Source organism: Sphingosinicella sp. (assembly GCF_052388015.1).
Classification (GTDB): Bacteria; Pseudomonadota; Alphaproteobacteria; order Sphingomonadales; family Sphingomonadaceae; genus Allosphingosinicella.
The window spans coordinates 21,640-46,643 of sequence record NZ_JBQTIN010000041.1 but is presented as its reverse complement, the minus strand read 5'-3'; the positions used below and the strand labels follow the sequence as shown (position 1 = coordinate 46,643).

The following is a 25,004-nucleotide window of genomic DNA, read 5'->3' as shown; positions in this document are numbered from 1 at the left end:
CGCGTCGTCCAGCCGGCGATTCAGTCGGCCGGCGGCGGCGGCACGGCCCGCCGCGAGCGCAGCGCGATGATCAGCCCGGCGATGCCCAGCATTCCTCCGGCCAGCGCCGGCGGCGACCAGCGATAGCCTTCGGCCACGGTCGAGATCAGCATCGCCACGATCGGGATCAGGACGCTCGAATAAGCCGCGCGCGCCGCGCCGACCGCCCGGATGATGCGATAATAGAGCCAGAAGGCGAGCGCCGAGGCGATCACGCTGAGGTAGAGAAGGCCGAGCCAGTAGCCGGGCCGCGCCTCCGCGACCGGCGGCCCGGACACCGCCCAGGCGAAGGCGGCATTGATGATCCCGCCATAGAGCATCGCCCAGCCGAGCATCACCGCGATCGAGCGCGCGCGCATGCCGTCGGACAGCTGCATCACGTTCGAAATCGACGCCGCGAGCACGGCCAGCACGGTGAGGCCGAGACCGGTCAATACGCCCGCCAGCGGCACGGTCGCCTGCCGCGCCTCCTGGACGAACAGCAAGGCGACGCCGGCCATCGCCACCGCCGATCCCAGCACGAAGCCGGCCGTCACCCGCTCGCCGAAGAAGATCCGCGCCAGCACGGCGTTGGGCAGCACCAGCAAGGCGAAGACGACCGCCGCCAGACCCGAGGTGATGGAGAGTTCTGCGGCATAGACCAGATTGTAGTTGAGCGCGAACTGCAACAGGCCGGTCATCGCCGCGAGCCGATGCCCCGCCGCGTCGAGGCCGAGGCGCAGGGCGCCGAAACGCGCCAGCGCGAACATCGCCGCGGCGGCGATGAGGAAGCGATAGGCGACCGACCAGGGCGGCGGGACAGCTTCCGAGGGGATGGGGCCCAGCTGGTCCTTGATGACGATCCAGGTCGAGCTCCAGATCAGGGTGATCAGGAGGAAAGGCAACAGGACTTTCGGATCGCGAAACCCCGTTTCCTGCTGCGATCCTCGGGCCATATATGCAGATATAAAGAAGTCTTTATATGTCAGTCAAGGAGGTTGAAATTCAGAGCGCCCGGATGGCCGCGGCGAGCGCGTCGACATCGGCGCCGGCGCTGTCCCAGCTGGTCACGAACCGCGCCTCGCCTAGCCCCCAATCGTAGAAATCGAAGCCCCGCGCCCGGAGCGCCGCCGCCTCCTCGACCGTCACCCGGACGAAGATTTCGTTCGCCTCGACCGCGTGGATCAGGCGGTCACCGCCGGCCGCTTCGGCGAGACGCGTCGCGGCCTGGTTGGCGGCGCGGGCGTTCCTCAACCACACGTCGCCTTCGAGCATCGCGAGAATCTGCGCGGCCAGATAGCGGCCCTTGGAGAGCAGGTGGCCGGCGCGCTTGCGCCGGTAGCGCGTCGCCGCCGCCAGCTCGGGGCGGAAGAAGACCAGGCATTCGGCCGAGAGCCCGCCATTCTTGGTGAAACCGAAGGAGAGCGCGTCCACGCCGGCCCGCCAGGTGAGATCGGCGGGCGCACAGCCCAGCCGCGCGACGGCATTGGCGAAGCGCGCGCCGTCGAGATGGAAACCGAGTCCGCGCGCGCGGCACAGCTCGCCCAGCGCCGCCGTCTCCTCCGGCGTGTAGACCAGGCCATATTCGGTCGCGTTGGTGATCGACAGCGCGGCGGGCTGCATCTGGTGGACATCGTCGCGGATCGTCGCGGCCAGCGCCGCCACCGTCGCCGGCGCCAGCTTCGCGCCCGCCCCGTCGCCGAGCAGCAGCTTGGCGCCGTGGGTGTAGAATTCGGGCGCGCCGCACTCGTCGACCTGGATATGGGCGTCTCGGTGGCAGAGGACCGCGCCGTGCGGCGGACACAAAGCGGCGAGCGCGAGGCCGTTCGCCGCCGTGCCCGTCGACACCCAGAGCGCCGCCACCTCGGTCTCGAACAGCGCCGACAGCGCACCGTCAAGCCGCTGGCTCCAGGCGTCGCCGTCATAGGCGGTGTCGAGCCGATTCGCGTCCGATATCGCTGCCAGCGCCTCCGGGCAGGCGCGCGCCGCATTGTCCGAGAAAAACCGCATGACGCGGCCATGAAAGGCGCCGTGGCGCGCGTCAATCGGATCGGCGACGACGTCGTTTACGAAAATTTCGGTCTCCTCGACTATGCCCGCACGTGGAACTGGAGATTCGGGAAGCAGGATGGGCGTCGAACCCTTCGAGACCGTCGAGGCCGGCAAGCGGGCGTCGCGACGCGCGCGCGTGCTTCTCGCCGCCAAGCTGCACACGCCGGCCGGCATTTCCGACGCCCGGCTGCGCGACCTGTCGCGCCATGGCGCGCTGATCGAATCGCCGGCGATCGTGAATGCCGGAATGAAGGTCACGTTCGAGCGCGGCGCGAGTCGCGTGCCCGCCACCGTCGCCTGGGCGACGGGCCCTCGCATCGGAATCGAATTCGATCATCCGATCGACGAAAGCGAATTGCTCATCCATATCGGCCGGGCCCAGCCCGCCCCGAGCGGCCCAAGCAGCTATATCCGGCCCGGGATCATGCGCGGCATGTCCACCCAGGATCGCCGCCTGGCACAGGCGTGGAGCGTCGCGGTCGGCCTGAACCTGCCTGAGAAAGACGGCTGACGGAGCCGGCGATGGACGCCTTTCAGCCCGGTCCCGGCACGAATGATCCGCCAGGCGCGATCCAGGGCGAATTGTCTTTCGGCTCCGCGCTGAAGCCGGCGCGCGCGCGCAACGCGGACCGGATGCCGGTCGCCCTTCGCGCCGGCCTGCGGCAACGCGGCGCCAGCGCCGTTTCCGTGCAAATCCTCGATCTTTCCACCCACGGCTTCAGGATCGACACCCATTTGTCACTGGAGGTTGGTAATCAGATCTGGCTGCGCCTGCCGGGGTTGGAGGCGACGCCGGCCCATGTTGCCTGGGTGGACGGGCATTGCGCCGGCTGCGCCTTCGATCGGCCGCTTCATCCGGCGGTGCTGTCGATGATCATCGCGCGATCGGGAGGGTGCCCGACCCTCTCATGAGCGCCGCGATCGGGTGGATTCGATGAATCACAGATGCTGTGTTAAGCAGCGCGAATCGGGTGTGGGAGGCGACCGATATGGAGTCGGATTTTCGCTACTATAGCCGGCGTGCAGCGGAGGAGCGGCATCGCGCCGCCCGCGCCGTCACCGACGCCGCGCGCTGCCGGCATGACGAGTTGGCGATGATGTTCGCCGCCAAGGCCGCCCAGCCCCCCGAACGCTACGCCGAAGAATAGCCCTAGCGTCGGGCGACTGGTGCTGCCGGTGAGGATTGAACTCACGACCTCAGCCTTACCAAGGATGCGCTCTACCACTGAGCTACGGCAGCATTGTCGCGGGACGCGGCGCTATGGCCGCTGGCCCCTCGGGGTGTCAAGGCGGGCGTCATGAGCAAGGACGAGGAGCGTGAGAAACGGCTGGCCGCGGCGTTGCGCGAGAATCTGAAACGCCGCAAGGAGCAAGCGCGCGAGGCGAAGGACCAGAAGCCGAAGGGCGGCTAGCGCGGCTCGACGACGATCTCGGTCTTCAGCGAATTGGCGATGAAGCAGCGCTCGTGCGCCTCATGGTGGAGCCGGTCGAGCAACGCCGCGTCCGGCGCCCGTCCCGCGAAGCTGATCGCGGGCCTCAGCGTGATTTTCGTCATCCCGATCTTGCCTAGCCCAAGCCGGCCCATCGCGCCTTCCGCATTGTCGCTATAGGACGCGATGTCGAGCCCTTCGGCCTGGGCGAGCGACAGGAACCAGAGCATGTGGCAGGACGAGGCGGAGGCGATCAGCGCCTCCTCCGGATCGATGCCGGCCGGATCCGACATCGGCACCGGCACGACATCCGGCGAGGACGAACCAGTGATTGTCGCGCCGCCGTCGAACCGCCATTCGTGGCGGCGGCTGTAGCGGCCGCTCGCGAACCCGCCGTCCGAGCGCCACTCGACCGTCGCGCGATGACCCGGCATCGTCAGTCCGCCGCGACCTGGGTCGGCTGGCCCGAGAAGAGCGTGCTTGCAGCCGGCTCGCCATCGTTCCTTGCCGTCGCGATGAGAAGATCGGCGGCGCCGCCCGCCAGCGCCGCGCGCCGCGCCAGCCGTCCCTCGACCTGCGCTCCCGCGGCGATGGTGATCGTGTCATAGGCGACGTCGCCGGCGACGCGACCGCTTGCCTCGATGACGACGCTGCGGGCGGCGACGGTGCCTTCGACCAGGCCGCCGATCCGCGCCTCCTCGGCGATGATGTCGCCGGTGATCACCCCGCTCTGGCTCTGGCAGAGGCTGGCGCAGCGGACATGACCGTCGATCCGGCCATCCAGATGCAGCGCGCCTTCGCTGGTCACGTCGCCGCCGATCGTCACCTCGGCGCCGATTAGCGACAGGCCCGCCGCGCCGGCCTTCGCTTTCGGCCGCGCGGGCGGCCCGGCGGCAGCTTGCTTGCGTGAGAACATGAGGCCCCCTTCTGCCGGCGACTATCGGCGCTGGCTTGCGCGAGATCAAGCTGGGTCCGGCGCGCCCCAGGCGCGGGTGGCCGCAAAAGCGAATGGGGGCCGGCGTTGCCGCCGGCCCCCACTGTCCCGTTCCCTGGTGGCCCGTACCTGGGAGGCGGGGCCGCAAGAAGCGGGCGATTTCGAAAGCCGCGACGAACCGGGGGTTCGCCTCGAACTTTCCGGACTCCCGTCAGGAGCAAGCTCCATCCGGGTTTGCCCGTTGGCGCGCCGGCCCGGGACCGAGATCCCGGCGGCTCGCCATCCGGACCTTTGTCGCCCGAAGGCTCCTTGGGTCCGGATGGGGGCTCACGAAGCATCGCCGCTTTCGCTTCCGCGAGAGGGACGAGCCCGCTGCATCCGCCTGGCGGCGGCTTCGTCAGCCGCCCCGCCGTCCCGATCCGGCCTGCGCTCCGAAGAGCGCCGCCCTGACCGTTCTGGCCGTGTCCCGGGCGGTCCGCCGTCGCCGGCCTTCCGCCCCGTCCACAGCAGGGAAGCTGTCATGCCGCACGAGTCGCGCCAAGCGGATTCGCGCTGTGGATAATGAGGATAACGGGCATAAGCGCGCGCCCCCAACGCCCGGCTTGCGGCCCGCGCCATGGCCGCATAAAGGAGCGCGCAGCGACCGCCGGTGAGGCGGAGGGGTGCGCGCGAAAGGTTCGAACAGGGATGGACGATCGGTTCAACACCATTGCGGGATGGACGCTCGGCGCCGGCATCGTCCTGCTCGGCGCAACGCTCGTGACCGGCGAAATCTTCAAGGCCGAGCGACCCGAGCATATGGGCTATCCCATCAACGGCGTGGTCGAGGAAGGCGAGGGCGGCGCGGCCGCCGAGCAGCCGATCGCCCATTATCTCCAGACCGCCGATGCGACCCGCGGCCAGGCGATCTTCGGCAAGTGCCAGGCGTGCCACACGATCAACCAGGGCGGGGCCGCCGGCCTCGGGCCCAACCTCTACGGCGTGATGGGCGCCGGCGTCGCCCGGCATGCGCCGGGGTTCAATTATTCCGAGCCGCTCCGCGCTCATGGCGGGACCTGGGACTGGGAGACGATGAGCCAGTGGCTGCGGTCCCCACGCACCTTCGCGGCCGGGACGCGGATGACCTTCGCCGGCCTGTCCGACCCGCAGGACCGCGCCGACATCCTCCTCTATCTCAACCAGAATGGCGGCAATTTACAGGTCCCGCCGCCGCCCGCCGCCGGCGCGGCCGAGGGCAATGCCGCGGCCCCCGCGGGCAATGGCGCGGCGCCCGCAAGCAACGGCGCGGCCGAGGCGACCAACGCCGCTGCGGCGCAGGCCAATCAGATCGCGACGAACAACAAGCAGTAGCGGCCGGGTCGATCGCGGCTCAGCACCCGATCAGGGGATCTTCCTCGCTGCCGGCATAATGGCGGCAGACCGCGTCCCATGCCTCGTCGGCCGTCTCGCAGAAGGTGAAGAGATCGAGGTCGGTGGCCGAGATCACCCCTTCCTCGACCAAAGCGGGGAAGTTCACCACCCGCTCCCAAAACTCGCGGCCGAAGAACAGGATCGGCATCGGCCTGACCTTGCCGGTCTGGACCAGCGTCAGCAGCTCGAACGCCTCGTCGAACGTGCCGTAGCCGCCGGGAAAGACCGCCACTGCCCGCGCCCGCAGCAGGAAATGCATCTTCCTGAGCGCGAAATAGTGGAAGCGGAAGCTGAGGCTTGGCGTCACATAGTCGTTCGGGGCCTGCTCGTGCGGCAGGACGATGTTGAGGCCGATCGATTCCTGCCCTTCGTCCTCCGCGCCGCGATTGGCGGCCTCCATGATCGACGGGCCGCCGCCCGAGCAGACCACAAACTGCCGCCGCCCGTCCGCGTCGGGCGGGATCCGGCTGACCTTCCGCGCCAGCTTTCGCGCTTCGTCGTAGAAATGCGCCTTGGCCTTCAGCCGCTCGGCGATCAGCCGCTGCTGGTCCGTCGCGGCGACCTCGATCAAGGCCTCCGCCTTTGACGGCGCGGGAATGCGCGCGGAGCCGTAGAAGACGAAGGTGGTGGCGATGTTGGCCTCGTCGAGCAGCAATTCGGGCTTCAGCAATTCGAGCTGGAAGCGCACCGGCCTCAGGTCCGGCCGGAGCAGGAATTCGGTGTCCTGGAAGGCGAGCCGGTAGGCGGGGTCCAGCGTCTGCGGGCTTTCCGTCACTTGCTCGGCGGCGCGCGCCTCGACATGGGCCGAGCGGAAGCCGGTCTTGGGTTGTTTCGGATCGGTCATCGCCGCCGATTAGCGGCAATAAGGGCCGCGGCCCATATCGAAATGGAAATGGTTGGCGTGGAGCCGGTTCGCGTCCGGCCCCAGCGTAATCGTGAAACGCCGGCAGCCGGCCTGATGCACGGCGCGCAGGAAGCGGCGGACATCCCCATCCCCGCCGCGCCAACCGTCCAGCACCGTGATCCGCCGCCCGTCGGCGAGGACGAAAGCGGAGACGTCCACCGCATTGGCGAAGGCATGCTCGGACAGGCGGGCATTGGGATCGCCGTTGACCCCGCGGCAGGAATAGGTGCCGAACGTCTCGATCCGCCGCACCGCGGTCCGCAGGAAGCGGCGCGCGGCGGGCTGCACCTCCGCGCGCGTCCATTGGACGAAAGCGCGGGCGACCGGACAGGTCATCGCGCCGAGATTGGTCACCGGCGTGCCGATCTCGGTGAGCTGGACCGCGCCGAGCGCCGAGCAGCCGCCGCCGAACCTTCGGTCCGGCAGCACTCGAAAGCCGACCCGCTCGCGGGCGAGATCGACGGTGCATTGCGTCGTCACCGGGTTGCGGATGTCCGGCCGCGGCGGCTCGGGCCGGTCGCCGCGCGGGATGCAGGCGGCAAGTACACCGAGCGCGAGGATCACAATGACCACCTGCGACCGGGCAGGCATCAGTCTTGCGCCGCCGTCATCCACGATGGGCTATTTCGCGAAGGATGGCGGCTGGAAACGAAACGCCATTCTGAACCGATGGCCGGGCGCGGCCGCCCCGCTCGTCAACGTGGCCGACGGGCGGAAGAAGCCGGTGGCCTGGAGCCCGGCCAGCTGAAAGGCCCGATACGCCGGGTCGTCGGGATCGAGGCCTGAGACCTCCGGATCGACGCACAGCAGAGCGAGGTCCGGCAATATCTCGCAATCCATCCTCACCGTCGGCGTCAGTTCGCGATGGCCAACGTGGCGCGGATACAGCTCGCCCAGCTCATCTTCCGAGGCTCTACGTTCGAAATGGATCTGGGCCAGCGGGATCAGCGGCAAGTTGGCCGTTGCTGTTCGGATATCGGCGGGTGAAATGTGCTCCGGGATCACGACGACAAGCATGGAGGCAGAGTCCTGCAGGCGCTCGTCCAGCCGAAACCGGTAATGCTCGGCCAGCTCGGCGGCCGCCTGTTCGATATCGCCTTGCCGGCCCGGGACATCGCACACCGCCACGCCGCCCAGTTCTCGACCCAGCGAACAGCGCAACGAGAGGTTTCGACCTTCCGCCGGGATCACCAGACCGGTGAGGATGAAGCTGCGGACCGAGATGCTCGGCCGGGCGATGATCCTTTCCGCCTCAAACCGGATCGTCTCGGAGCCCTGAGGTATGATCGAAGGAAAGCGCTGCCCATCGGCGGGTAACGCCCAGCCCAGGGTCGAGCCGATTGCCAGGGCGAGGCCGAAATCGCGAACGATTGCCATGCCCCGATGATCACCCGATGTGCCGCACCGACGCAAGGGGTTGAGCCGCGGCGGCACTGCCCTTAAGCCCGTCCACGGGCCACGCCGCCCCAACGCGGTGCGGTCTCTCTGGAAGGAGAGACGTGATGACTGACTTGTTGCCGAAGCCGGCGGTGAAACCGGCGCGTCCTTATTTTTCCTCGGGCCCGTGCGCGAAGCCGCCGGGCTGGTCTCCATCAAAGCTCGCCACCGGCAGCCTCGGCCGCTCGCACCGCTCAAAGCTCGGCAAGGCGCGGCTCGCCCATGCGATCGAGCTGACCCGGCACGTGCTGAAGGTGCCGGCGGGGCACCGGATCGCGATCGTTCCCGCCTCCGACACCGGCGCGGTGGAGATGGCGCTCTGGGGCCTGCTCGGGCCGAGGCCCGTCACGCTGCTCGCCTGGGAGAGCTTCGGCGAGGGCTGGGTGACGGACGTGGCGAAGCAGCTCAAGCTGGACGCCAAGGTGCTGCGCGCCGACTATGGCCAGCTCCCCGATCTCGCGGCGGTCGATCCGGCGAGCGACATCGTCTTTACCTGGAACGGCACGACCTCGGGCGTGCGCGTGCCGGACGGCGACTGGATCGCCGACGATCGCGAGGGGCTGACGATCTGCGACGCGACCTCGGCCGCCTTCGCGACCGATTTGCCGTGGGACAAGATCGATGTCGCGACCTTCTCCTGGCAGAAGGTGCTGGGCGGCGAGGGCGGCCACGGCATGCTGATCCTCGGCCCCCGCGCGGTCGAGCGGCTCGAAAGCCACGCGCCAGCCTGGCCGATGCCAAAAATCTTCCGGCTCACGAAAGGCGGCGCGCTGATCGAAGGCGTGTTCAAGGGCGAGACGATCAACACGCCGTCGATGCTCGCGGTCGAGGACTATATCTGGGCGCTCGAATGGGCCGAGATGCAGGGCGGGCTCTATGCTCTGATCGAGCGCGCCGAAGCCAATGCCGCCGTGCTGTCGGACTGGGCCGAACGCAGCGCCTGGGCCGAGCATCTCGCCGCCGATCCGGCGACGCGCAGCAACACCAGCGTCTGCTTCAAATTCGCGGAAGGAGCGGTCGACGATCTGGACGACGCCGGCCGCCGCGCGCTCGGCAAGCGGATCGATGCGCTGCTCGAGGCCGAGGACGCCGCCTACGACATCAACGCCTATCGCGACGCCCCGCCCGGCCTTCGCATCTGGTGCGGCGCCACCGTCGACAGCGCGGATATCGAGGCGCTCGGCCCCTGGCTCGACTGGGCCTTCCATACCGCCATCCAAAGCCAGGACGCCTGAACATGCCCAAGGTTCTCATCTCGGATCGGATGGATCCGAACGCCGTCGAGATTTTCCGCGCCAATGGTGTCGAGGTCGACGAGCGGCCCGGCCTGTCAAAGGACGAGCTGAAGGCGATCCTGCCCGAATATGACGGGCTCGCGATCCGCTCGGCGACCAAGGTCACCGCCGATCTGCTCGCCGCCACGCCGAACCTCAAGGTCATCGGCCGGGCCGGAATCGGCGTCGACAATGTCGATGTAGCGGCCGCCACCGCGCGCGGCGTCGTGGTGATGAACACGCCGCTCGGCAATTCGATCACCACCGCCGAGCATGCCATCGCGCTCATGTTCGCCTTGGCACGCGAGCTGCCGCAGGCGGACGCCTCCACCCAGGCGGGCAAGTGGGAGAAGAACCGCTTCATGGGCGTCGAGCTGACCTCGAAAACGCTCGGCCTGATCGGCTGCGGCAATATCGGGTCGATCGTCGCCGACCGGGCGCTCGGCCTGAGGATGAAGGTGATCGCCTACGATCCCTATCTGACGCCGGAGCGGGCGCTCGATCTCGGCGTCGAGAAGGTCGAGCTCGACCAGCTGCTGGCGCGCGCCGACTTCATCACCCTCCATACCCCGCTCACCGACCAGACCCGCAACATTCTCTCCGCCGACAATCTGGCCAGGACCAAGCCCGGCGTCCGCATCGTCAATTGCGCACGCGGCGGGCTGATCGACGAAGCGGCGCTGAAGGCGGCTCTTGAGAGCGGCCAGGTCGCCGGCGCGGCGCTCGACGTGTTCGTCGACGAGCCAGCGAAGGACAATGCCTTGTTCGGCGCGCCCAATCTCGTCGCGACGCCCCATCTCGGCGCCTCGACCACCGAGGCGCAGGTCAATGTCGCGATCCAGATCGCCGAGCAGATGAGCGACTATCTGATCCGCGGCGGCGTCTCGAACGCGCTCAACATGCCCTCGCTCAGTGCCGAGGAAGCGCCGAAGCTGAGGCCCTATATGGAGCTGGCCGAAAAGCTCGGATCGCTGGTCGGCCAGGTCGAGGGCGAAGGGATCAGCGGCGTTTCGGTCGAGGTCGAGGGCGCGGCCGCGGAGCTCAACCAGAAGCCGATCACCGGCGCGGTGCTGGCCGGGCTGATGAAGACCTATTCCGACACGGTGAACATGGTCAACGCGCCCTTCCTGGCGCGTGAGCGGGGGCTCGACCTGCGCGAGATCCGCCACGACCGCGAGGGCGACTATCACACGCTCGTCCGGGTCACGGTGATGACTCCGGACGGCGAGCGGACCGTCGCCGGCACCCTGTTCGGCAATGCCGCGCCACGTCTTGTCGACATGTTCGGCGTCGCGATCGAGGCCGAGCTGGACGGCGAGATGCTCTATTTCGTCAACGAGGACAGACCGGGCTTCATCGGCCGGGCGGGAACGGCGCTGGGCGAGGCGGCGGTCAATATCGCCACCTTCCATCTCGGCCGGCGCGAGGCGGGCGGCGAGGCGGTCGCTTTGGTGGCGGTGGATGGCCATATCGACGCCGCTTTGGTCGACCGGCTCGCGGCCATGCCGGGCGTGAGAAGGGTTCAGCCGCTGCGTTTCTGATTCGGACGTGTTAGGACGGCGGCCGAAAGGGTCGCCGATGCGTGCGTTGCTTGCATTTGTCCTTGTCCTCGCCGCCGCGCCGGCCGCGGCGCAGCGCGAGCCTGAATGGCGCACCGCCCCCGAATATGACGTGCTGCTGCGCCCCTTCGCTTATGAGCCGCGCACGATCCGCCTCGAGGCCGGGCGCGCGGTGCGCTTGCGCTTCGTCAATGAGGGGCGTGCGACGCATAGCTTCTTCGCGCCTCGTTTCTTTCGTGAGGCACGATTGCGGCGCGGCGACGAGGACCTGGTCATGACCGGCCGCTTCCGGCTCGCGCCGGGCGAGCGGCGCACGATCGCGCTCGTTCCAGCGCGCGGCCGCTATCCGGTGCGCAGCTATAATTTCGCCCAACAGGCGCTCGGCATGCGGGCGCTGATCATCGTTGAATGAAAGGGAAACAGATGGCCAAGACCAAGGTGCCGAAGCGGGTGGGCGGCATGAAGCTGCCGAAGAAGGTCCGCAAGCAGGCGAAGAAGGCGCTGAAGCTGGTCGACGGGCCGGTCGTGCGCGATTTCGCCGTCGCCGGCCTCACCGCCGCGGCCGAGGCTTTGGTCGAGCGCACCTCGGCCGAACTGCGCGCGGCGGGCGACCGGCAGCGCAAGGCGACGCTCGACGCGCTCGATCTCGGCGACATGCTGCGCGCCGCCGCGATCGAAGGGGCGCGGCGCTTCGTCGAAGGCTTTGAGCAGGCCCGGCGCGAGCCCGCGACAAAGCCCGCGCGCGCGGCCTCGGCGAGAAGCGCCGCCCGCAAGCCGGGAGCGAAGCCTGCCGTGGCGCGCAAGCCGAAAGCGGCGGCCAAGCCCGCCGCCAAGGCGACACCGGCGAGCAAGGCCAAACCGGCCCGGAAGGCGCCGGCAAAAAGCCGGAAGCCTAGCGCTCGGTCGGGCCCGGCCCGGTCACGCCGCCCCGGCGGCGCGGCGACCGCTCCCGAATGATCCCCTCGCCGCGCAGCTGGCCGCGGATCGCCCCGGCCGGCTGCGCGGCGGTGTGGACGTTCACATAGAAATCGTAGCCGCGCATCCCGATCTCGCGCGCCAGGCCAAGCTCGGCGAGCTGGCAGCCCTGGCTGCGCCCCGCCGCGTCGGGCGTGGTCAATGTCAGCACCGGCGGGCCGGTGACGCCCGCCGCGCCGCGATGGATATGGGCGGCGGTCGCCGGATCGATCTGGCGGGCGTAAAGATTCCAACAAACTTCCCCGGTGCGCGGATCGACGCGGACCTCGACCGTGCCGTTGCCGTCCGGATCGCCCGGGCCGGGAACCTCCTGGATGCCGGTCATCGACACGCCCAGCACGGCGCGCTGCATGCCCGGCCCGCCGGCGCAGGCGCCCAGCAAGGCGGCCGTCGCGGCCGCGCCCCAAACCGCCTTCATCCTCTCTCTCCTTCTTCCTCGACCCATTTGGCCAGCAACGTATGGGCGATCGCATAAGGCGGCGGCGCCTGGAACACGGCGTCGGCGTCGCCGGCCAGCGCCGCGCGCGCCTGACCGCGATCGACCCAGATCGCATGCTCGATCTCGGCGGGATCGAGCGTCAACGCATCCGACGCGGTGAAGGCGTGGCAGCCGATCATCAGCGAGCCGGGAAAGGGCCAGGGCTGGCTGGCCACATAGCGAACCTCGCCGACCGCCACGCCCGCTTCCTCCAGCAACTCGCGCCGCACTGCCTCCTCGATCGATTCCCCATGCTCGACGAAGCCGGCGAGCGCCGAATAGCGGCCCGGTGGATATTGGTGCTGGCGGCCGACCAGCACCTTCCCCTCATGCTCGGCGAGCATGATCACGACCGGATCGACGCGCGGGAAATGCTCGGCCGCGCAGGCGCCGCATTTGCGGCCCCAGCCGGCCCGGAAGGGCTCCGTCGGCGCGCCGCAGCGAGCGCAACAGGGATGGCCCGAATGCCATTCGTTGAGGCTGCGCGCGGTCGCCCAGATCGCCGCGTCGCGTCGCTCCATCCGGCCGAGCAGGCCGAAAATGCTCCAGGCGCGGCGGCCGGGCGGCGCGTCAGACACCAAAGGCGCGAACAACGGAACGCCATCCGCGAAGCCGAGGAAGATCGTCTCGCCGGCGCCATTGAACGCCGACCAGCTCAGCCGATCCGCCTCGTCCAGCACCGGATCGAGCAGCGCCAGATCGAGCAGGCGCGCATCCTCGCGCCCGGCGAGCGCCGCGACCTCGCCGGGCCGGAAGCGCAGGTGATCGGCCCGATCGAGCCCGGCGCCGGTGAAGCCGGTCATCGCCGGGACTCCAGCACCCGTGCGGCAAAGGCGCCGACGAGCGCCGTGGCGCGGTGGCCGGCCGTTCCGAACTGGCGGAAGATCGAGGAATGGCTGTCGTCGACCGCCTCAACGGTCGCGGGCGTTCCGCCGGCGCGCAGCGCCGCCATCAGGCCGACCGACTGCTCGCGCGAATCGTCCCGCCGCGCAACGTGGAGGATCAGGAACTCGCCGGCATTGGGCGCCAAGCTGTGGCTGATCGGCGACAGCCGGACCCGGAGATCCTCATCGTCACCGAAGGCGTTCCGGTACATGCGCCGCAGGAACGGTCCGGCGCCGTGCATCTGGGCGACGACGTCGTAGCCGGCGCCGTCGAGCAGGACGACGCCGTCGATCACGGCCGGCGTGAGGCGATGCGCGGCGAGATAGTCAGGGTCGGTGGCGACCAGAGCGGCGAGATGGGCGCCGGCGCTGTGGCCCATCAGCAGCAACAGCCGCGCGCCGGTGTCGCGGCGGAGCCGGGCGACGGCGGCGGCGATATCCTCCGCCTGCTGGCGGACGGTGGCGTTGGGCACGAGCCGATAGTTGAGCGCGGCGAAGGCATAGCCCAGATTGTGGAAATAAGGCGCCATATGCGCGGCGGCGCTTTTGTCGCCGAAGCTCCAGGCGCCGCCATGGATGAAGATGACGAGCGGCGCGCCGCTTCGCGCGGCCGGCGTGTAATCCGGCCGCTGGCGCGGATCGGGGCCGTAGGCGCGTTCCTCCGCTTCCGCCGCCGCGGGAACGGCGAGGAGGAGCAGCGCGAGGAAGGCGAGCAGCCTCATGCCGCCTCCCGCCAGGCGAGACCGCGCGCGGCGAGCTTGGCGAACAGGGTCGGCAACCCAGCCTCGCCGATCCGCTCGACCGGCCACCAGACGCCATCCATATTCGCATCCGCCTCCGCGCAGCGGAGCCGCATCGTCAGGCTGAAATGGGTGAAGACATGGTCCACCGCGCCCGCATCGCGCCACGCCGCCTCGGCGGGACGCTCTTCGGGCAGGGCCAGCATGCCGCCAAGCAGCCCCTTTGCCGGCCTGCGCACCAGCAGCACCTTGCCGCTCCGCTCCAGCCAATAGGCCACGCCCTCGCGATGCGGGCGCGCCGCTTTCGCGGCCTTGACCGGATAGCGCGACGGATCGCCGCTGGCATAAGCGGCGCAATGGCCAGTGAGCGGGCAATTCCCACAATCGGGGTTGCGCGGCGTGCAGATCGTCGCGCCCAGGTCCATCATCGCCTGGGCGAAGTCGCCGGCGCCCTCGTCGGGTGTCATCGCGTCGGCGAGTGCGCGGATGCACGGCCGAGCCTTCGGCAAGGGCTCCTCAAGCCCGTGGAGCCGGACGATCACCCGCTCGACATTGCCGTCGACCACCACCGCCCGCCTACCGAAGGCGATCGCCACGATGGCGGCGGCGGTATAGGCGCCGATGCCGGGCAGCTTCCTCAGGACCGCTTCGTCCGCCGGAAAATCGCCGCCATGTTCGGCCACGACCGCCCGCGCGCAGGCGAGCAGATTGCGCGCCCGGGCATAATAGCCGAGCCCGGCCCAGGCGCGCATGACCTCCTGATCCGCCTCCGCGGCGAGCGTCTCGACGGCCGGCCAGCGCCCGGTGAAGGCGGCGAAATAGGGTTTCACCGCCGCGACCGTCGTCTGCTGGAGCATGATCTCCGACAGCCAGATTCGATAGGGATCGGGCGTCTCGCCGGCCCTCGCGCGCCACGGCAGGTCGCGCTTATGCACAGCATACCAACACAAAAGCGCGCGCGAGGCATTGGCGGCCATGCCCCGCCTATGCCATGCACGGCCTCAAGGTGAAACAGGCGTGACCAGAACGGGTTCGAGAGCGAAAAAGGCGGCCGCGCCGGCGCGGGCGAAGCGAATGCGCGCCGTGAGCGAGCTCGTCCCCGCGGCCGGCGGCGCCGCCTTTCGCCGTTTCGGCTTCGTCCAGTCGGCGGTGGTGAGCCGCTGGCGGGAGATCGTCGGGCCGCGCTACGCGTCGGTCTCGGCGCCGGAGGCGATCCGCTTCCCGCCCGGCCGCAAGAGCGGCGGCGCGCTGCTGCTCGTCGTCGAGGGCGCGCACGCCACTTTGATGCAGCATGTCGCGCCGGAGATCGTCGAGCGGGTCAACCGTTTCTTCGGCTATGCGGCGATCGAGCGGGTGCAGTTCCGGCAAGGTCTGGTTCAGCCGGCGCGGGCGAAGCCGCGAGCCGCACCAGCCTCGCTGCGGCCGGTGCCGGCCGAGCTCGGGGACTCGCTTCGGGCGGTGGCCGATCCGGAGCTGCGCGCCTGTCTGGAATCGCTTGCGCGCGGGCTTGGCAGCGGCGAAGGGGCCGTTCCGTCCGTGACGACGATTCCGCTCGTCGGCAGAATAGGTGGAGAGAAGAAGAGATGAAGTCAGGCAGTTTCCTCGCCGCCTCGGCATTCGCCTTGGCCCTTGCCGGCTGCGGCTCGCCCGGCGGCGACCTCAACGCGGCGGCCAATCAGGCGGCCAGCCAGAGCGCGGCCAATTCGGCGCCGCTCAACCGGATCGCGGCGCCCAATAATGGCGACTGGACGCAGATCGTCAGCCGGACGCCGGAGGGCGGCTACCGGATGGGCAATCCGAACGCGCCGGTGCGCCTCGTCGAATATGCGTCTCTCACCTGCCCGCACTGCGCCGAATTTTCGGAAGCCGCGACGGCGACGTTGCGCGACACCTATGTCCGCTCCGGCCAGGTGAGCTGGGAGTTCCGGAACTTCGTGCTCAACGGGCCGGACATGGCGCTCTCGATCCTCGCCCGCTGCCAGCCGGACGGCGGCTTTTTCGGCACGGTCGAGCAGATCTACGCGCAGCAGCGACAGTTCCTGTCCGCGATCGACGAGAACGAGCAGCGCCAGCTTTCGGCGCTGCCCCCCGAGCAGGTGATCCCGCCGCTCGCCCGGGCGATGGACCTCGAGGCCTTCTTCGCCCGCCGCGGCATGCCGGCGGCGGGCTTCAACCAGTGCGTTTCGAACCAGGCCGCGGTGCAGCAGCTGACCGAGATCACCAACCGCGCCGCGGCGCCAGGCCCGATGCAGATCACCGGCACGCCGACCTTCGTGCTCAATGGCGAGATGCTCGACGTAAACGCGTGGCCCGCGATCGAGCAGCGGCTGCGCGCGGCGATCGGCGGCTGATGCGCGCACTGGCCGCCCTGCTCGCCTCGCGGGTGCTTGCGGTGCCGGCCGCCGCGTCGGCGCTGGGCACCGCACGGCCGGCGCAGCGCGACTGGACGCAGGTCGTCAGCCAGACGCCGGAGGGCGGCTTCAGGATGGGCAATCCACAGGCGGCGATCCGGATCGTCGAGTTCCTGTCACTGACCTGCCCGCATTGCGCCGAATTCTCGCAGGCCGGAACGCCGCAGCTGATGAACCATGTCCGCAGCGGCCGGGTCAGCCTCGAATATCGCAATTTCGTGCTCAACGGGCTGGACCTCGCCGCATCCTTCCTGAGCCGCTGCGCCAGCCCGCAAAGCTATTTCCCGCTGACCCATGCGATCCTGGCGAGCCAGGGCCAGTGGGTCGGGCGGATGCAGGCGCTGACCCCGGCGCAGCAGCAGGCGATGGACGGCCAGCCGCCGCTGGAGACGATGCGCCGGGTCGTCGCCGCTGCGGGCCTCGACGCGATCGCCGCGCGCCACGGCATCACGCCGGCGCAGCAGCGCGCCTGCCTCTCGAACCAGGCCGGGCTCGACCGGGTGCTGCAGATGCAGCAGGCGGGCACGAACTACGGCGTCACCGGCACCCCGACCTTCGCGATCAACGGCCGCATCGCGGGCAGCGTCCACAACTGGGCGTCGCTGGAGCCGCTGCTGCGCGGCCGATAGCGGGCGCGAACGGGGGCATGAGAGATTAGGTGAAGGTCAGACGGCTCAAGCTTTCCGGGTTCAAGAGCTTCGTCGAGCCGACCGAGCTGACGGTCGAGCCCGGCCTGACCGGCGTCGTCGGCCCGAACGGCTGCGGCAAATCCAACGTGCTGGAGGCGATCCGCTGGGTGATGGGCGAAAGCTCGCCCAAGTCGATGCGCGGCGGCGGCATGGACGACGTGATCTTCGCCGGCACGGCGCTCCGGCCCGCGCGCGACTTCGCCGAGGTTTCGCTGCTCGCCGAGCGCGAGGCGGGGGATATCGGCGGCGACGCATCGGTCGCATCGGTCGGCGAGATCGAGATCACCCGCCGGATCGAGCGCGGCGCGGGCTCCGCCTATCGCGTCAACGGCCGGGACGTCAGGCAGAAGGACGTGGCGCTGCTGTTCGCCGACGCGGCGACAGGGGCGCACAGCCCGGCTTTGGTCAGCCAGGGCAAGATCGCGGCGGTGATCGCCGCCAAGCCGACCGAGCGCCGGCTGCTGCTGGAGGAGGCGGCGGGCGTCGCGGGCTTGCATGTCCGGCGCAAGGACGCCGAGCAGAAGCTCCGCGCCGCCGAGGCCAATCTCCTCAGGCTCGACGAATTGCTAGCCGACACCGAGCTGCGCGCTTCGGCGCTGCGCCGCCAGGCGCGGGCGGCGGATCGCTATCGCAAATTGTCCGACCAGATCCGGGTTGCCGAAGGCCGGCTGATCTTCGCCCGCTGGCGCGAGGCGGCCGAGGCGGCCGAGGCCGCGCGGCGCGAGGCCGAGGCGGCCGAGCAGGCGGTCGCCGCCGCCGGCGAGGCGCAGCGGGCGTCTGCCGCCCACCAGGCCGACGCCGCCGCCGAGCTCGCCACCGCGCGCAAGGCGGCGGAAGCGGCGCGCGAGCATGCGTCCGGGCTGGGCCACAAGCTCGCCGCCCTGCGCGCCGAACGCGATAGCGTGGCGCGGCGGATCGCCGAGCTGGCGACGCGGCGCGAGACGCTCGGCGCCGATCTCGCGCGCGAGGCGCAACTCAGCGAGGACGCATCGGCCGCAATGGCGCGGCTCGAAGCGGAGCTGGTCGCGATTCAGGCGCGGCTGGATCAGGCGACGGCACGGCGCGGCGAGATCGACGTCCGGTCGGTCGAGGCGGAAAGCGCGGCGCAGGTCGCCGAGACGGCGCTCGGCCAGGCGCGCGCGGTCGAGGCGGCGGAACTGGCGCAGGCTCGCGTCGCGACCGCTGCCCGCGATGCCGCCCGCCAGCGCCACGAACGCGCCGAGGCAGGGGCGGCGCGGCTCGCCTCCCAGACGGTCGAGCTTGGCGGCGAGGCCGATCCCGAACGCGCGCTGGCCGATGCACGGCGCACGCGCGAGCAGGCCGAAACGCAGCTCGCGACCGCGGCCGATGCGCTCGCCAAGGCAGAGACCGAGCGCCAGGCCGCCGCCGCCGCCCGTGACGCGGCGGAGAGCGACGCCGCTGCCGCCCGCGCCGCGCTCGCCGCGCTCAGGTCCGAGGCGAAGGCGCTGACCGAGGCCCTCGACCGGCAGAGCGGCGACCGGGCGCTCAACCACGTCGTCGCCGATCCGGGCTATGAGCGCGCGCTTGCCGCTGCTTTGGGTGAGGATCTCGACGCCGACCTCGCCGGCGACGGACCGCGCCGCTGGGCGGGAGCCCAGGCGCATGCGAGCGATCCTACGCTGCCGCCGAGCTGCGAGCGACTTGGAGATCATGTCCGGGCGCCTGCCGCGCTCGCTCGCCGCCTCGCCCAGATCGGCGTCGTCGAAGCGGATGACGGCCGCCTTGCGCTCGCGGTCGGGCAGCGGCTGGTGACCCGCGACGGCAGGCTGAGGCGCTGGGACGGCTATGTCGCGCACGGGCTCGGCGCCGCCGCCGCGGAGCGGCTGGTGCGCGTCAACCGGCTCGCTGCGATCGAGCAGGCGCTGCCAGGGGCCGAAGCAAAGGTCGCCGACGCCGAAGATCGCAGCGAAAAGGCGCGCACGGCAACCGACACGGCGCGCGCAGCCGGTGAAGCGGCGCGGCGCTCCGAGACCGAGGCGACCGCCGCGATCCGGGACGCTCAGCGCGCCGAGGATCAGGCCGGCATGGAGATCGAACGGCTGGCCTTGCGCCGCGCCGCGCTCGCCGAGCGCACCCAGCAGATCGAGGCGGATCGTACCGAGGCGGCGCAGGCGCTCAGCGAAGCGCAGGCGGCCGTCGACGCCCTCCCCGACACCGAGGCAAGCGCGGCGACTGTCGCCACCCGGCGCGAAGAGGCCGAGGTCGCGCGGGAAGCGCTCGCCGAAGTTCGAGCGGAAGCCGCGACCCATGCCCGCGCCGTTGCCGCCGATCGCGAGCGCGCCGAGGCCGCGACCGCCGAGCAGGCCGACTGGAAGACCCGCGCCGAGCGCGCGACCGCCCGCCACGCGGAGGTCACGCGGCGAATCGACGAGGCAGCGCAGGAGGCCGAGACGCTCGCTGCGGCGCCGGAGCGGCTCGACGGCGAGATCGCGAGCCTGACCGGCGAAGCGACCGCCGCCGCCGAGGCCGCCGAGGCCGCCGCCGCGCACGAGCGCGCCGGCGAGGGGAAGCTGAAAGCGACGGAGGCGCGGCTCGCCGAGGTCGCCGAGACCTTGGCCGCGGCGCGCGAGGCGCGGGCCGGCGCGGCGGCGCGGGCCGAAGCGCAGGACGCGCGGCGGATCGAGATGGCGCGCATTTCCGGCGAGAAGTTCGAATGCCCGCCGCCTTCGCTCCCCGAGCGCGCCGGCTTCGACGCCGGTTCGATCGCCGAAGTCGCGGCCGAATCCGCCCGGCTGGAGCGGCACACGCAGGACCGCGAACGGCTCGGCCCGGTCAATCTGGTCGCCGAGAGCGAGCTGACCGAGCTGGAGGAAGGCCGGATCGCCAGCCAGGCCGAGCGCGAGGAGCTGGGCCAGGCGATCAACCGCCTGCGCGGCTCGATCGGCAGCCTCAACCGCGAGGGCCGGGTCCGTCTCCTCGCCGCTTTCCAGGAGGTCGACCGCCACTTCCGCAGCCTGTTCACCACTTTGTTCGAGGGCGGGCAGGCGCATCTCGAGCTGATCGAATCCGACGATCCCTTGGAAGCCGGCCTCGAGATCATGGCGCAACCGCCGGGCAAGCGGCTCGCCACCCTCACGTTGCTCTCCGGCGGCGAACAGGCGCTGACCGCCATCGCGCTCATCTTCGCGCTCTTCCTCACCAATCCCGCGCCGATCTGCGTTCTCGACGAGGTCGATGCACCGCTCGACGACGCCAATATCGAGCGCTTCTGCAACCTGCTTGACCGGATGACCGGCGAGACCGAGACCCGCTACATGATCGTCACTCACAATGCGGTGACGATGAGCCGCATGCACCGCCTGTTCGGCGTGACGATGATCGAGAAAGGCGTCAGCCGGCTGGTTTCGGTCGATCTGGGCAGCGCGGAGCGGCTGCTGGCGGCGGAGTGACCGTCCGGCTATCGTCGCGCCCGATGCGCGCCCTTCTTCTCTGTGGCCTTCTGCTGCTCGCGGGCTGCTGGACGGGCGGGCCATTCTACCAGCCCGCCGATGCAGTGCCCGCGATTCCGGCGGGGGGTTATGATTTCACCTTCACGGAAGGGCCGAACGCGCCACGGCAGAACGGCGTCGTCCAGGTGGCAATCCGGCCGGACGGCCTCACCACGATTACCGAACAATCGCCGGAGCCGGGCGTGGCCACGGTCATGGTCCTGGGCTTCGCGCCGCTGCCCGACAGCCGCGACAGGTTCGTCGCCTGGATCGTCCGCGCGCTTCATTACGATCGCAGCGGCGGGCGCAATGCCTATGCGGTCCTCGTGCGCGAAGCCAACGGCACCTTCCGCCTGAGCGTACCGGCCTGCGTGCCGGGGCCGACGACGGAAATCGCCCAAGCGGCCGGCGCGACCCCATTCCGCCGGCAGGAGGACGATCTGTTCGACTGCCGCTTCCCTGATCACGCAAGCCTGCTTGCCGCGCTGCGCCGTTTCGATGCTGATCCACCGGACATCGTCGAGATGCTGACCTTTCGGCCGCGTGACTGAACCCGCCACCCGCTTCGTCCCGCCGCATCCGCCGCGCTCGACCGGGCCGGTGCCGGTGTGGCGCGGGTTCGTCGGGGAGCGGGCGCGGACGGCCGTTTATGGCTGGTCGGAGCTTGCCTTCACCCTGCCCTACATGCGGCGCAAGGTGTTCGGCTACAACGTCCATATTCCGCTGACGCCGGAGGCTGTCGGCCGGGTGCTGCTCGACAACGCGGCCAATTATGTGAAGCCGGACATCGTCAAGACGCTGCTGAAGCCGACCATCGGCCGCGGCCTGCTCTCCTCCGACGGCGACTTGTGGCGGGAGCAGCGGAAGATCGTCGCGGCGAATTTCGCGCCAGGGGCGGTCGATGCGCTGATCCCGGTCTTCGCCGCGGCGGCGAAACGCGCGGCGAAAGACTGGGCGGCGGAGCGCCGCGACATGGCGGCAGAGGCGACCGCGACGACGATGCGGATCATCGCCGACGCGCTGTTCGCGGGCGATGGGCGGCTGACCACCCAGGCGGCGATGGACCATATCGCCGCCGCGCTCGAAGGGGTGAGCGAGCAAAGGCTCCAGGCCCTGCTCGGCCTGCCGCTGATGCCGTGGAGCCTGCGAGGCCGGCGGGCGCGCAGAAGCCGCGACTTTCTGCGCGGGACTCTTGCAGCGGTCGTGCGCGACCGTCTCCCAGGCGGTGGGCCGGACGATTTCCTCGGGCGTCTGATCCGCGCGCTCCACGAGCGCTTCGAGACCGGCGAGGCGTTCGAGCTCGCGGTCGACAATGCCGCCACCTTCTACCTGGCCGGCCACGAGACGACCGCCAATGCGATCACCTGGACCCTGTTCATGCTCTCCGAGCAGCCGGACCTGCAGGACGAGGTGGCCGTCGAGGCGCGGGAGGCGCTCGCCGCCGGCGAGGATGATACTGATCTCCCGGAACGGCTGCCGCTGCTGCGCCGGGTGATCGAGGAATCGATGCGACTCTGTCCGCCGGTGCCGCGCTTCGACCGGCAGGCGGTGGCGGCGGACCGGCTGGGCGAGGCCGAGGTCGGGCCCGGCGACATCATCTCGATCTGGCCCTGGCTGATCCATCGCCACAAGGCGCTGTGGGACGATCCCGACGGCTTCGACGCCGATCGTTTCAAGCCTGAGACAAATCGCCACCGCTTCCAGTATCTCCCGTTCGGCGGCGGCCCGAGGCTGTGCGTCGGGGCGCGTTTCGCGATGGCCGAGGCGCTGACCGTGCTCGCCCACTGGCTCGTCCGCTGGCGCTTCGCGCCGACGCCGGGCCGCGACGTTCGGCTGTCCGGCATGGTGACGCTCAGGCCGAAGGGCGGACTGCCGCTCGTCCTCAGTCCGCGCTGATCATTCCGCCGGCTGCGGCGTCAGCTTCGCCTTGCGCTTCCTCTCCAGTACCGCGCGCCAGCCGCGGCTCCGCAGCCACATCACGACCAGCGCTCCCTCATCCTTCGTCCGTTACGAAGTATATTGCGAATAATTCGCAACAGCACTAGGCGGCCTGTTGCAAGACAATAAGGGGTTCCCCAAATGCTCGTGCGTTCCGCTTCCTGTCTCACACTCGCGTGGGCTCTGGCGACCCCGGCCTTCGCCGCCACAGGTAACTCGACAACGGTTGGCGATGCGGCCGTGAGTGCCTCCGCTGATCAGCAAGGCTCAGTGGGGGGCGTGATCGTCGTTACCGGCACCCGCGACAATTATGGCGCGGATTCGACCAGCACCGCGACTCGAACCGACACCCCGCTGCGCGACGTCCCGCAAGCGATTAGCGTCGTCACCGAACGCCAGATCGACGACCAGGCGATGCGTTCGATCGGGGATGTGCTGCGCTATATCCCCGGCACGATGATCGGCCAGGGCGAGGGCCATCGCGACCAGGTCACGTTGCGCGGCAACAACTCGACCGCCGACTTCTTCGTCGACGGTATGCGCGACGACATCCAATATTACCGCCCGCTCTATAATTTGCAGCGGGTCGAGGTGCTGCGCGGCCCCAATGGGATGATCTTCGGCCGCGGCGGCGGCGGCGGCGTCATCAATCGCGTCACCAAGGTGCCGCTATTCGAGACCTCCATCGGCGCCAGCGCCTCACTGGATACGTTCGGCGCCTGGCATGTCGACGCCGACCTCAACCAGCCGCTTGCAGGGAATGTCGCCGCCCGCCTCAACGCCGTCTACGAGGAGTTCGCGAACCATCGCGACGTCTATGAGGGCCGCCTGATCGCGGCCAATCCGGCGCTACGCTTCCTTCCCGGCCCGGACACCGGGATCAATCTGTCCTACGAATATGTCGATGACGAACGGGTGGTGGACCGTGGCATTCCGTCGGCGCGCGCCGGCACTCTCGCCGATCCCGCGCCACCGCTCGCCGGCTTTCGCGACACCTTCTTCGGCGCGCGCGGCGTCAACGATCTCGGCTTCGAAGGCCACGTCCTGCGCGGTACGATCGAGCACCGCTTCACACCGGACCTCACCCTGGTCAGCCGGCTGCTCTATGCCGACTATGACAAATTCTACCGCAACGCGTTCGCGGCGACATCGGTCACCACCAATGCGCTGGGCGTCCGTCAGGTCGGTATCGAAGCCTATTTCGATGCCTTCCAGCGCGAGAACCTGTTCAGCCAGACCGACCTCATCTGGGAGGTAGCGACCGGCCCGGTGCGCCACACCATTCTCGCCGGCTTCGAGTATGGGCAGCAGGATACAGGCAACCAGCGCCTCAACGGCTTTTTCGATTCCGGCGTGCCGACGACCCAGGGCGGTCGCCGCACAACGGTCAATCTCGCCGATCCGATCGCGATCCCGCCGATCACGTTCCGACCTGGCACTGGCCAACGCGCGACCGAGAGCGACGCCGACATTCTGGCATTCTATATCCAGGATCAGATCGAGATCGGGCCGATCGAGCTGATCGCCGGGCTGCGTTACGACCGCTTCGACATCAGGGTTCGGGACTTCATCACCGGCGTCAACACCGCGCGCACCGACAATCTCTGGTCGCCGCGGCTCGGCATCGTCTTCCACCCGGTGGAGCAGGTGTCGATCTATGGCAGCTTCAGCCGGTCCTACCTCCCCCAATCGGGCGACCAGTTCAACTCGCTCGACGTGACCGGAGCCAATCTGGAGCCCGAGCGGTTCGACAATTACGAGGTCGGCGTGAAATGGGAACCGCGTCCGGGCCTTCTTGTTTCCGCCGCCGCCTATCAGCTCGACCGCGCCAACACGCGCGCGGCCGGGGCGAATCCGGGCGAGGTGGTGCTCACCGGCGCGCAACGCAGCCGCGGCATCGAGCTCGAAGCCGCCGGCCAGATCGCGCGCAACTGGCAGCTGAGCTTCGGCTACGCGCTGCAGGAGGCCGAGATCCGCCGCGCCACCGCCGCTGCCCCGGCCGGACGCGAGGTGGCGCAGGTGCCGAGACATCAGGTCTCGCTGTGGACGCGCTATGATTTCAGCCCGCTGATCGGCGTTGGCCTCGGCGTGCATCATCAGTCGGAGAGCTACGCCTCGATCAGCAACACCGTCGTCCTGCCCTCCCACACGCGGGTGGATGCCGCCTTGTTCGTCCAGCTGGGCGAGGGCATCGAGGCGCAGGTCAACGTCGAGAACCTGTTCGACGAGACTTATTTCCCGACCGCGCATAACGACAACAACATCACGACCGGAGCGCCGATCGCGGCGCGCGGTACGGTGCGGGTCCGATTCTGATGCACGAATAGCTATTGCAAATCATTCGCAGCAGTGACATTGCTGAATCGAACGGCGCGCTGCGTCACTGCGCGCCGCTCAAGATGGGCGGCTCTCCCCAATTGCG

General features: G+C 69.7%; 26 protein-coding genes and 1 tRNA gene. 15 read left to right on the top strand and 12 right to left on the bottom strand.

Translation table 11 applies throughout. The features are described 5' to 3' along the window. Positions 1-20: 20 nt before the first annotated feature. Together ACT4N3_RS03425 and ACT4N3_RS03420 are read right to left on the bottom strand one after the other, a co-directional pair. Positions 21-974 carry a DMT family transporter gene (locus tag ACT4N3_RS03425; RefSeq protein WP_444853804.1) on the bottom strand — a complete coding sequence of 318 codons (954 nt, stop codon included), beginning with the start codon at positions 972-974 and terminating at the stop codon, positions 21-23. 49 nt (positions 975-1,023) lie between these two features. Beyond that, positions 1,024-2,028, bottom strand: coding sequence for a threonine aldolase family protein (locus ACT4N3_RS03420; RefSeq protein WP_444853803.1), 1,005 nt, complete (start codon positions 2,026-2,028; stop codon positions 1,024-1,026). Between the two features lie 118 nt (positions 2,029-2,146). On the opposite strand from ACT4N3_RS03420, the gene ACT4N3_RS03415 reads away from it, so the two are divergent. The 3 genes from ACT4N3_RS03415 (at position 2,147) to ACT4N3_RS03405 (ending at position 3,218) form a co-directional block, all read left to right on the top strand. Beyond that, positions 2,147-2,581 carry a PilZ domain-containing protein gene (locus ACT4N3_RS03415; protein ID WP_444853802.1) on the top strand — a complete coding sequence of 145 codons (435 nt, stop codon included), beginning with the start codon at positions 2,147-2,149 and terminating at the stop codon, positions 2,579-2,581. Positions 2,582-2,592: 11 nt separating this feature from the next. Continuing rightward, a complete protein-coding gene (locus ACT4N3_RS03410) occupies positions 2,593-2,982 on the top strand; it encodes a PilZ domain-containing protein (RefSeq protein ID WP_444853801.1) in 390 nt (129 codons plus the stop codon). A 77-nt stretch (positions 2,983-3,059) separates the two neighbouring features. Beyond that, positions 3,060-3,218, top strand: coding sequence for a hypothetical protein (locus tag ACT4N3_RS03405; RefSeq protein ID WP_444853800.1), 159 nt, complete (start codon positions 3,060-3,062; stop codon positions 3,216-3,218). Between the two features lie 17 nt (positions 3,219-3,235). Here ACT4N3_RS03405 and ACT4N3_RS03400 read toward each other — a convergent pair. The 3 genes from ACT4N3_RS03400 to ACT4N3_RS03390 form a co-directional block, all read right to left on the bottom strand. Further along, positions 3,236-3,310, bottom strand: a tRNA-Thr gene (locus tag ACT4N3_RS03400). Positions 3,311-3,478: 168 nt separating this feature from the next. After that, entirely contained in the window at positions 3,479-3,934 is a 456-nt protein-coding gene (locus ACT4N3_RS03395; protein ID WP_444853799.1) for an OsmC family protein, read from the bottom strand. Between the two features lie 2 nt (positions 3,935-3,936). Further along, positions 3,937-4,416 carry a bactofilin family protein gene (locus ACT4N3_RS03390; RefSeq protein WP_444853798.1) on the bottom strand — a complete coding sequence of 160 codons (480 nt, stop codon included), beginning with the start codon at positions 4,414-4,416 and terminating at the stop codon, positions 3,937-3,939. A 705-nt stretch (positions 4,417-5,121) separates the two neighbouring features. On the opposite strand from ACT4N3_RS03390, the gene ACT4N3_RS03385 reads away from it, so the two are divergent. Then, positions 5,122-5,784: a c-type cytochrome gene (locus ACT4N3_RS03385; protein WP_444853797.1), complete on the top strand. Its 663-nt coding sequence runs from the start codon at positions 5,122-5,124 to the stop codon at positions 5,782-5,784. 19 nt (positions 5,785-5,803) lie between these two features. Here ACT4N3_RS03385 and ACT4N3_RS03380 read toward each other — a convergent pair whose 3' ends face one another. The 3 genes from ACT4N3_RS03380 to ACT4N3_RS03370 are packed head-to-tail and all read right to left on the bottom strand — an operon-like array spanning position 5,804 to position 8,125. After that, positions 5,804-6,688, bottom strand: a complete 885-nt coding sequence (locus tag ACT4N3_RS03380) for an LOG family protein (RefSeq protein WP_444853796.1) — start codon at positions 6,686-6,688, stop codon at positions 5,804-5,806. Between the two features lie 9 nt (positions 6,689-6,697). Next, entirely contained in the window at positions 6,698-7,339 is a 642-nt protein-coding gene (locus tag ACT4N3_RS03375) for an extensin-like domain-containing protein (protein WP_444853795.1), read from the bottom strand. Between the two features lie 30 nt (positions 7,340-7,369). Then, a complete protein-coding gene (locus ACT4N3_RS03370) occupies positions 7,370-8,125 on the bottom strand; it encodes a hypothetical protein (protein ID WP_444853794.1) in 756 nt (251 codons plus the stop codon). A 125-nt stretch (positions 8,126-8,250) separates the two neighbouring features. On the opposite strand from ACT4N3_RS03370, the gene ACT4N3_RS03365 reads away from it, so the two are divergent. The 4 genes from ACT4N3_RS03365 to ACT4N3_RS03350 are packed head-to-tail and all read left to right on the top strand — an operon-like array spanning position 8,251 to position 11,975. Continuing rightward, the gene (locus ACT4N3_RS03365) at positions 8,251-9,420 is read left to right on the top strand and encodes a phosphoserine transaminase (RefSeq protein WP_444853793.1); all 1,170 of its coding nucleotides are present in this window, start codon (positions 8,251-8,253) and stop codon (positions 9,418-9,420) included. 2 nt (positions 9,421-9,422) lie between these two features. Continuing rightward, a complete protein-coding gene (serA, locus tag ACT4N3_RS03360; RefSeq protein WP_444853792.1) occupies positions 9,423-11,000 on the top strand; it encodes a phosphoglycerate dehydrogenase in 1,578 nt (525 codons plus the stop codon). A 37-nt stretch (positions 11,001-11,037) separates the two neighbouring features. Beyond that, positions 11,038-11,430, top strand: a complete 393-nt coding sequence (locus tag ACT4N3_RS03355) for a cupredoxin domain-containing protein (protein WP_444853791.1) — start codon at positions 11,038-11,040, stop codon at positions 11,428-11,430. Between the two features lie 11 nt (positions 11,431-11,441). Next, the gene (locus ACT4N3_RS03350) at positions 11,442-11,975 is read left to right on the top strand and encodes a hypothetical protein (protein WP_444853790.1); all 534 of its coding nucleotides are present in this window, start codon (positions 11,442-11,444) and stop codon (positions 11,973-11,975) included. Here ACT4N3_RS03350 and ACT4N3_RS03345 read toward each other — a convergent pair. Genes ACT4N3_RS03345 through mutY form a run of 4 tightly spaced genes read right to left on the bottom strand, consistent with a single transcriptional unit; the run spans position 11,911 to position 15,072 of the window. Further along, a complete protein-coding gene (locus tag ACT4N3_RS03345) occupies positions 11,911-12,411 on the bottom strand; it encodes a CHRD domain-containing protein (protein ID WP_444853789.1) in 501 nt (166 codons plus the stop codon). The genes ACT4N3_RS03350 and ACT4N3_RS03345 overlap by 65 nt on opposite strands. Continuing rightward, on the bottom strand, positions 12,408-13,274 hold the full coding sequence (gene nudC / locus ACT4N3_RS03340) for an NAD(+) diphosphatase (protein ID WP_444853788.1): 867 nt from the start codon (positions 13,272-13,274) through the stop codon (positions 12,408-12,410). Before nudC ends, ACT4N3_RS03345 begins: the two co-directional genes overlap by 4 nt. Continuing rightward, the gene (locus ACT4N3_RS03335; RefSeq protein WP_444853787.1) at positions 13,271-14,077 is read right to left on the bottom strand and encodes an alpha/beta hydrolase; all 807 of its coding nucleotides are present in this window, start codon (positions 14,075-14,077) and stop codon (positions 13,271-13,273) included. Before ACT4N3_RS03335 ends, nudC begins: the two co-directional genes overlap by 4 nt. Further along, entirely contained in the window at positions 14,074-15,072 is a 999-nt protein-coding gene (gene mutY / locus ACT4N3_RS03330) for an A/G-specific adenine glycosylase (RefSeq protein WP_444853786.1), read from the bottom strand. The genes ACT4N3_RS03335 and mutY overlap by 4 nt, the downstream gene beginning before the upstream one ends. Here mutY and ACT4N3_RS03325 point away from each other — a divergent pair. From ACT4N3_RS03325 to ACT4N3_RS03295, 7 genes are all read left to right on the top strand, one after another. After that, complete coding sequence (locus ACT4N3_RS03325; protein WP_444853785.1) at positions 15,071-15,682, top strand: DUF721 domain-containing protein; 612 nt, start codon at positions 15,071-15,073, stop codon at positions 15,680-15,682. The genes mutY and ACT4N3_RS03325 overlap by 2 nt on opposite strands. Continuing rightward, positions 15,679-16,446: a thioredoxin domain-containing protein gene (locus ACT4N3_RS03320; protein ID WP_444853784.1), complete on the top strand. Its 768-nt coding sequence runs from the start codon at positions 15,679-15,681 to the stop codon at positions 16,444-16,446. Before ACT4N3_RS03325 ends, ACT4N3_RS03320 begins: the two co-directional genes overlap by 4 nt. Beyond that, positions 16,446-17,135: a thioredoxin domain-containing protein gene (locus ACT4N3_RS03315; RefSeq protein ID WP_444853783.1), complete on the top strand. Its 690-nt coding sequence runs from the start codon at positions 16,446-16,448 to the stop codon at positions 17,133-17,135. Before ACT4N3_RS03320 ends, ACT4N3_RS03315 begins: the two co-directional genes overlap by 1 nt. A 29-nt stretch (positions 17,136-17,164) precedes the next feature. Then, positions 17,165-20,605: a chromosome segregation protein SMC gene (gene smc, locus ACT4N3_RS03310; protein WP_444853782.1), complete on the top strand. Its 3,441-nt coding sequence runs from the start codon at positions 17,165-17,167 to the stop codon at positions 20,603-20,605. Between the two features lie 23 nt (positions 20,606-20,628). Next, the gene (locus tag ACT4N3_RS03305; RefSeq protein WP_444853781.1) at positions 20,629-21,195 is read left to right on the top strand and encodes a hypothetical protein; all 567 of its coding nucleotides are present in this window, start codon (positions 20,629-20,631) and stop codon (positions 21,193-21,195) included. Next, on the top strand, positions 21,188-22,540 hold the full coding sequence (locus tag ACT4N3_RS03300) for a cytochrome P450 (protein ID WP_444853780.1): 1,353 nt from the start codon (positions 21,188-21,190) through the stop codon (positions 22,538-22,540). Before ACT4N3_RS03305 ends, ACT4N3_RS03300 begins: the two co-directional genes overlap by 8 nt. Positions 22,541-22,861: 321 nt before the next feature. Further along, on the top strand, positions 22,862-24,898 hold the full coding sequence (locus ACT4N3_RS03295; protein WP_444853779.1) for a TonB-dependent receptor: 2,037 nt from the start codon (positions 22,862-22,864) through the stop codon (positions 24,896-24,898). Positions 24,899-25,004: the final 106 nt, after the last annotated feature.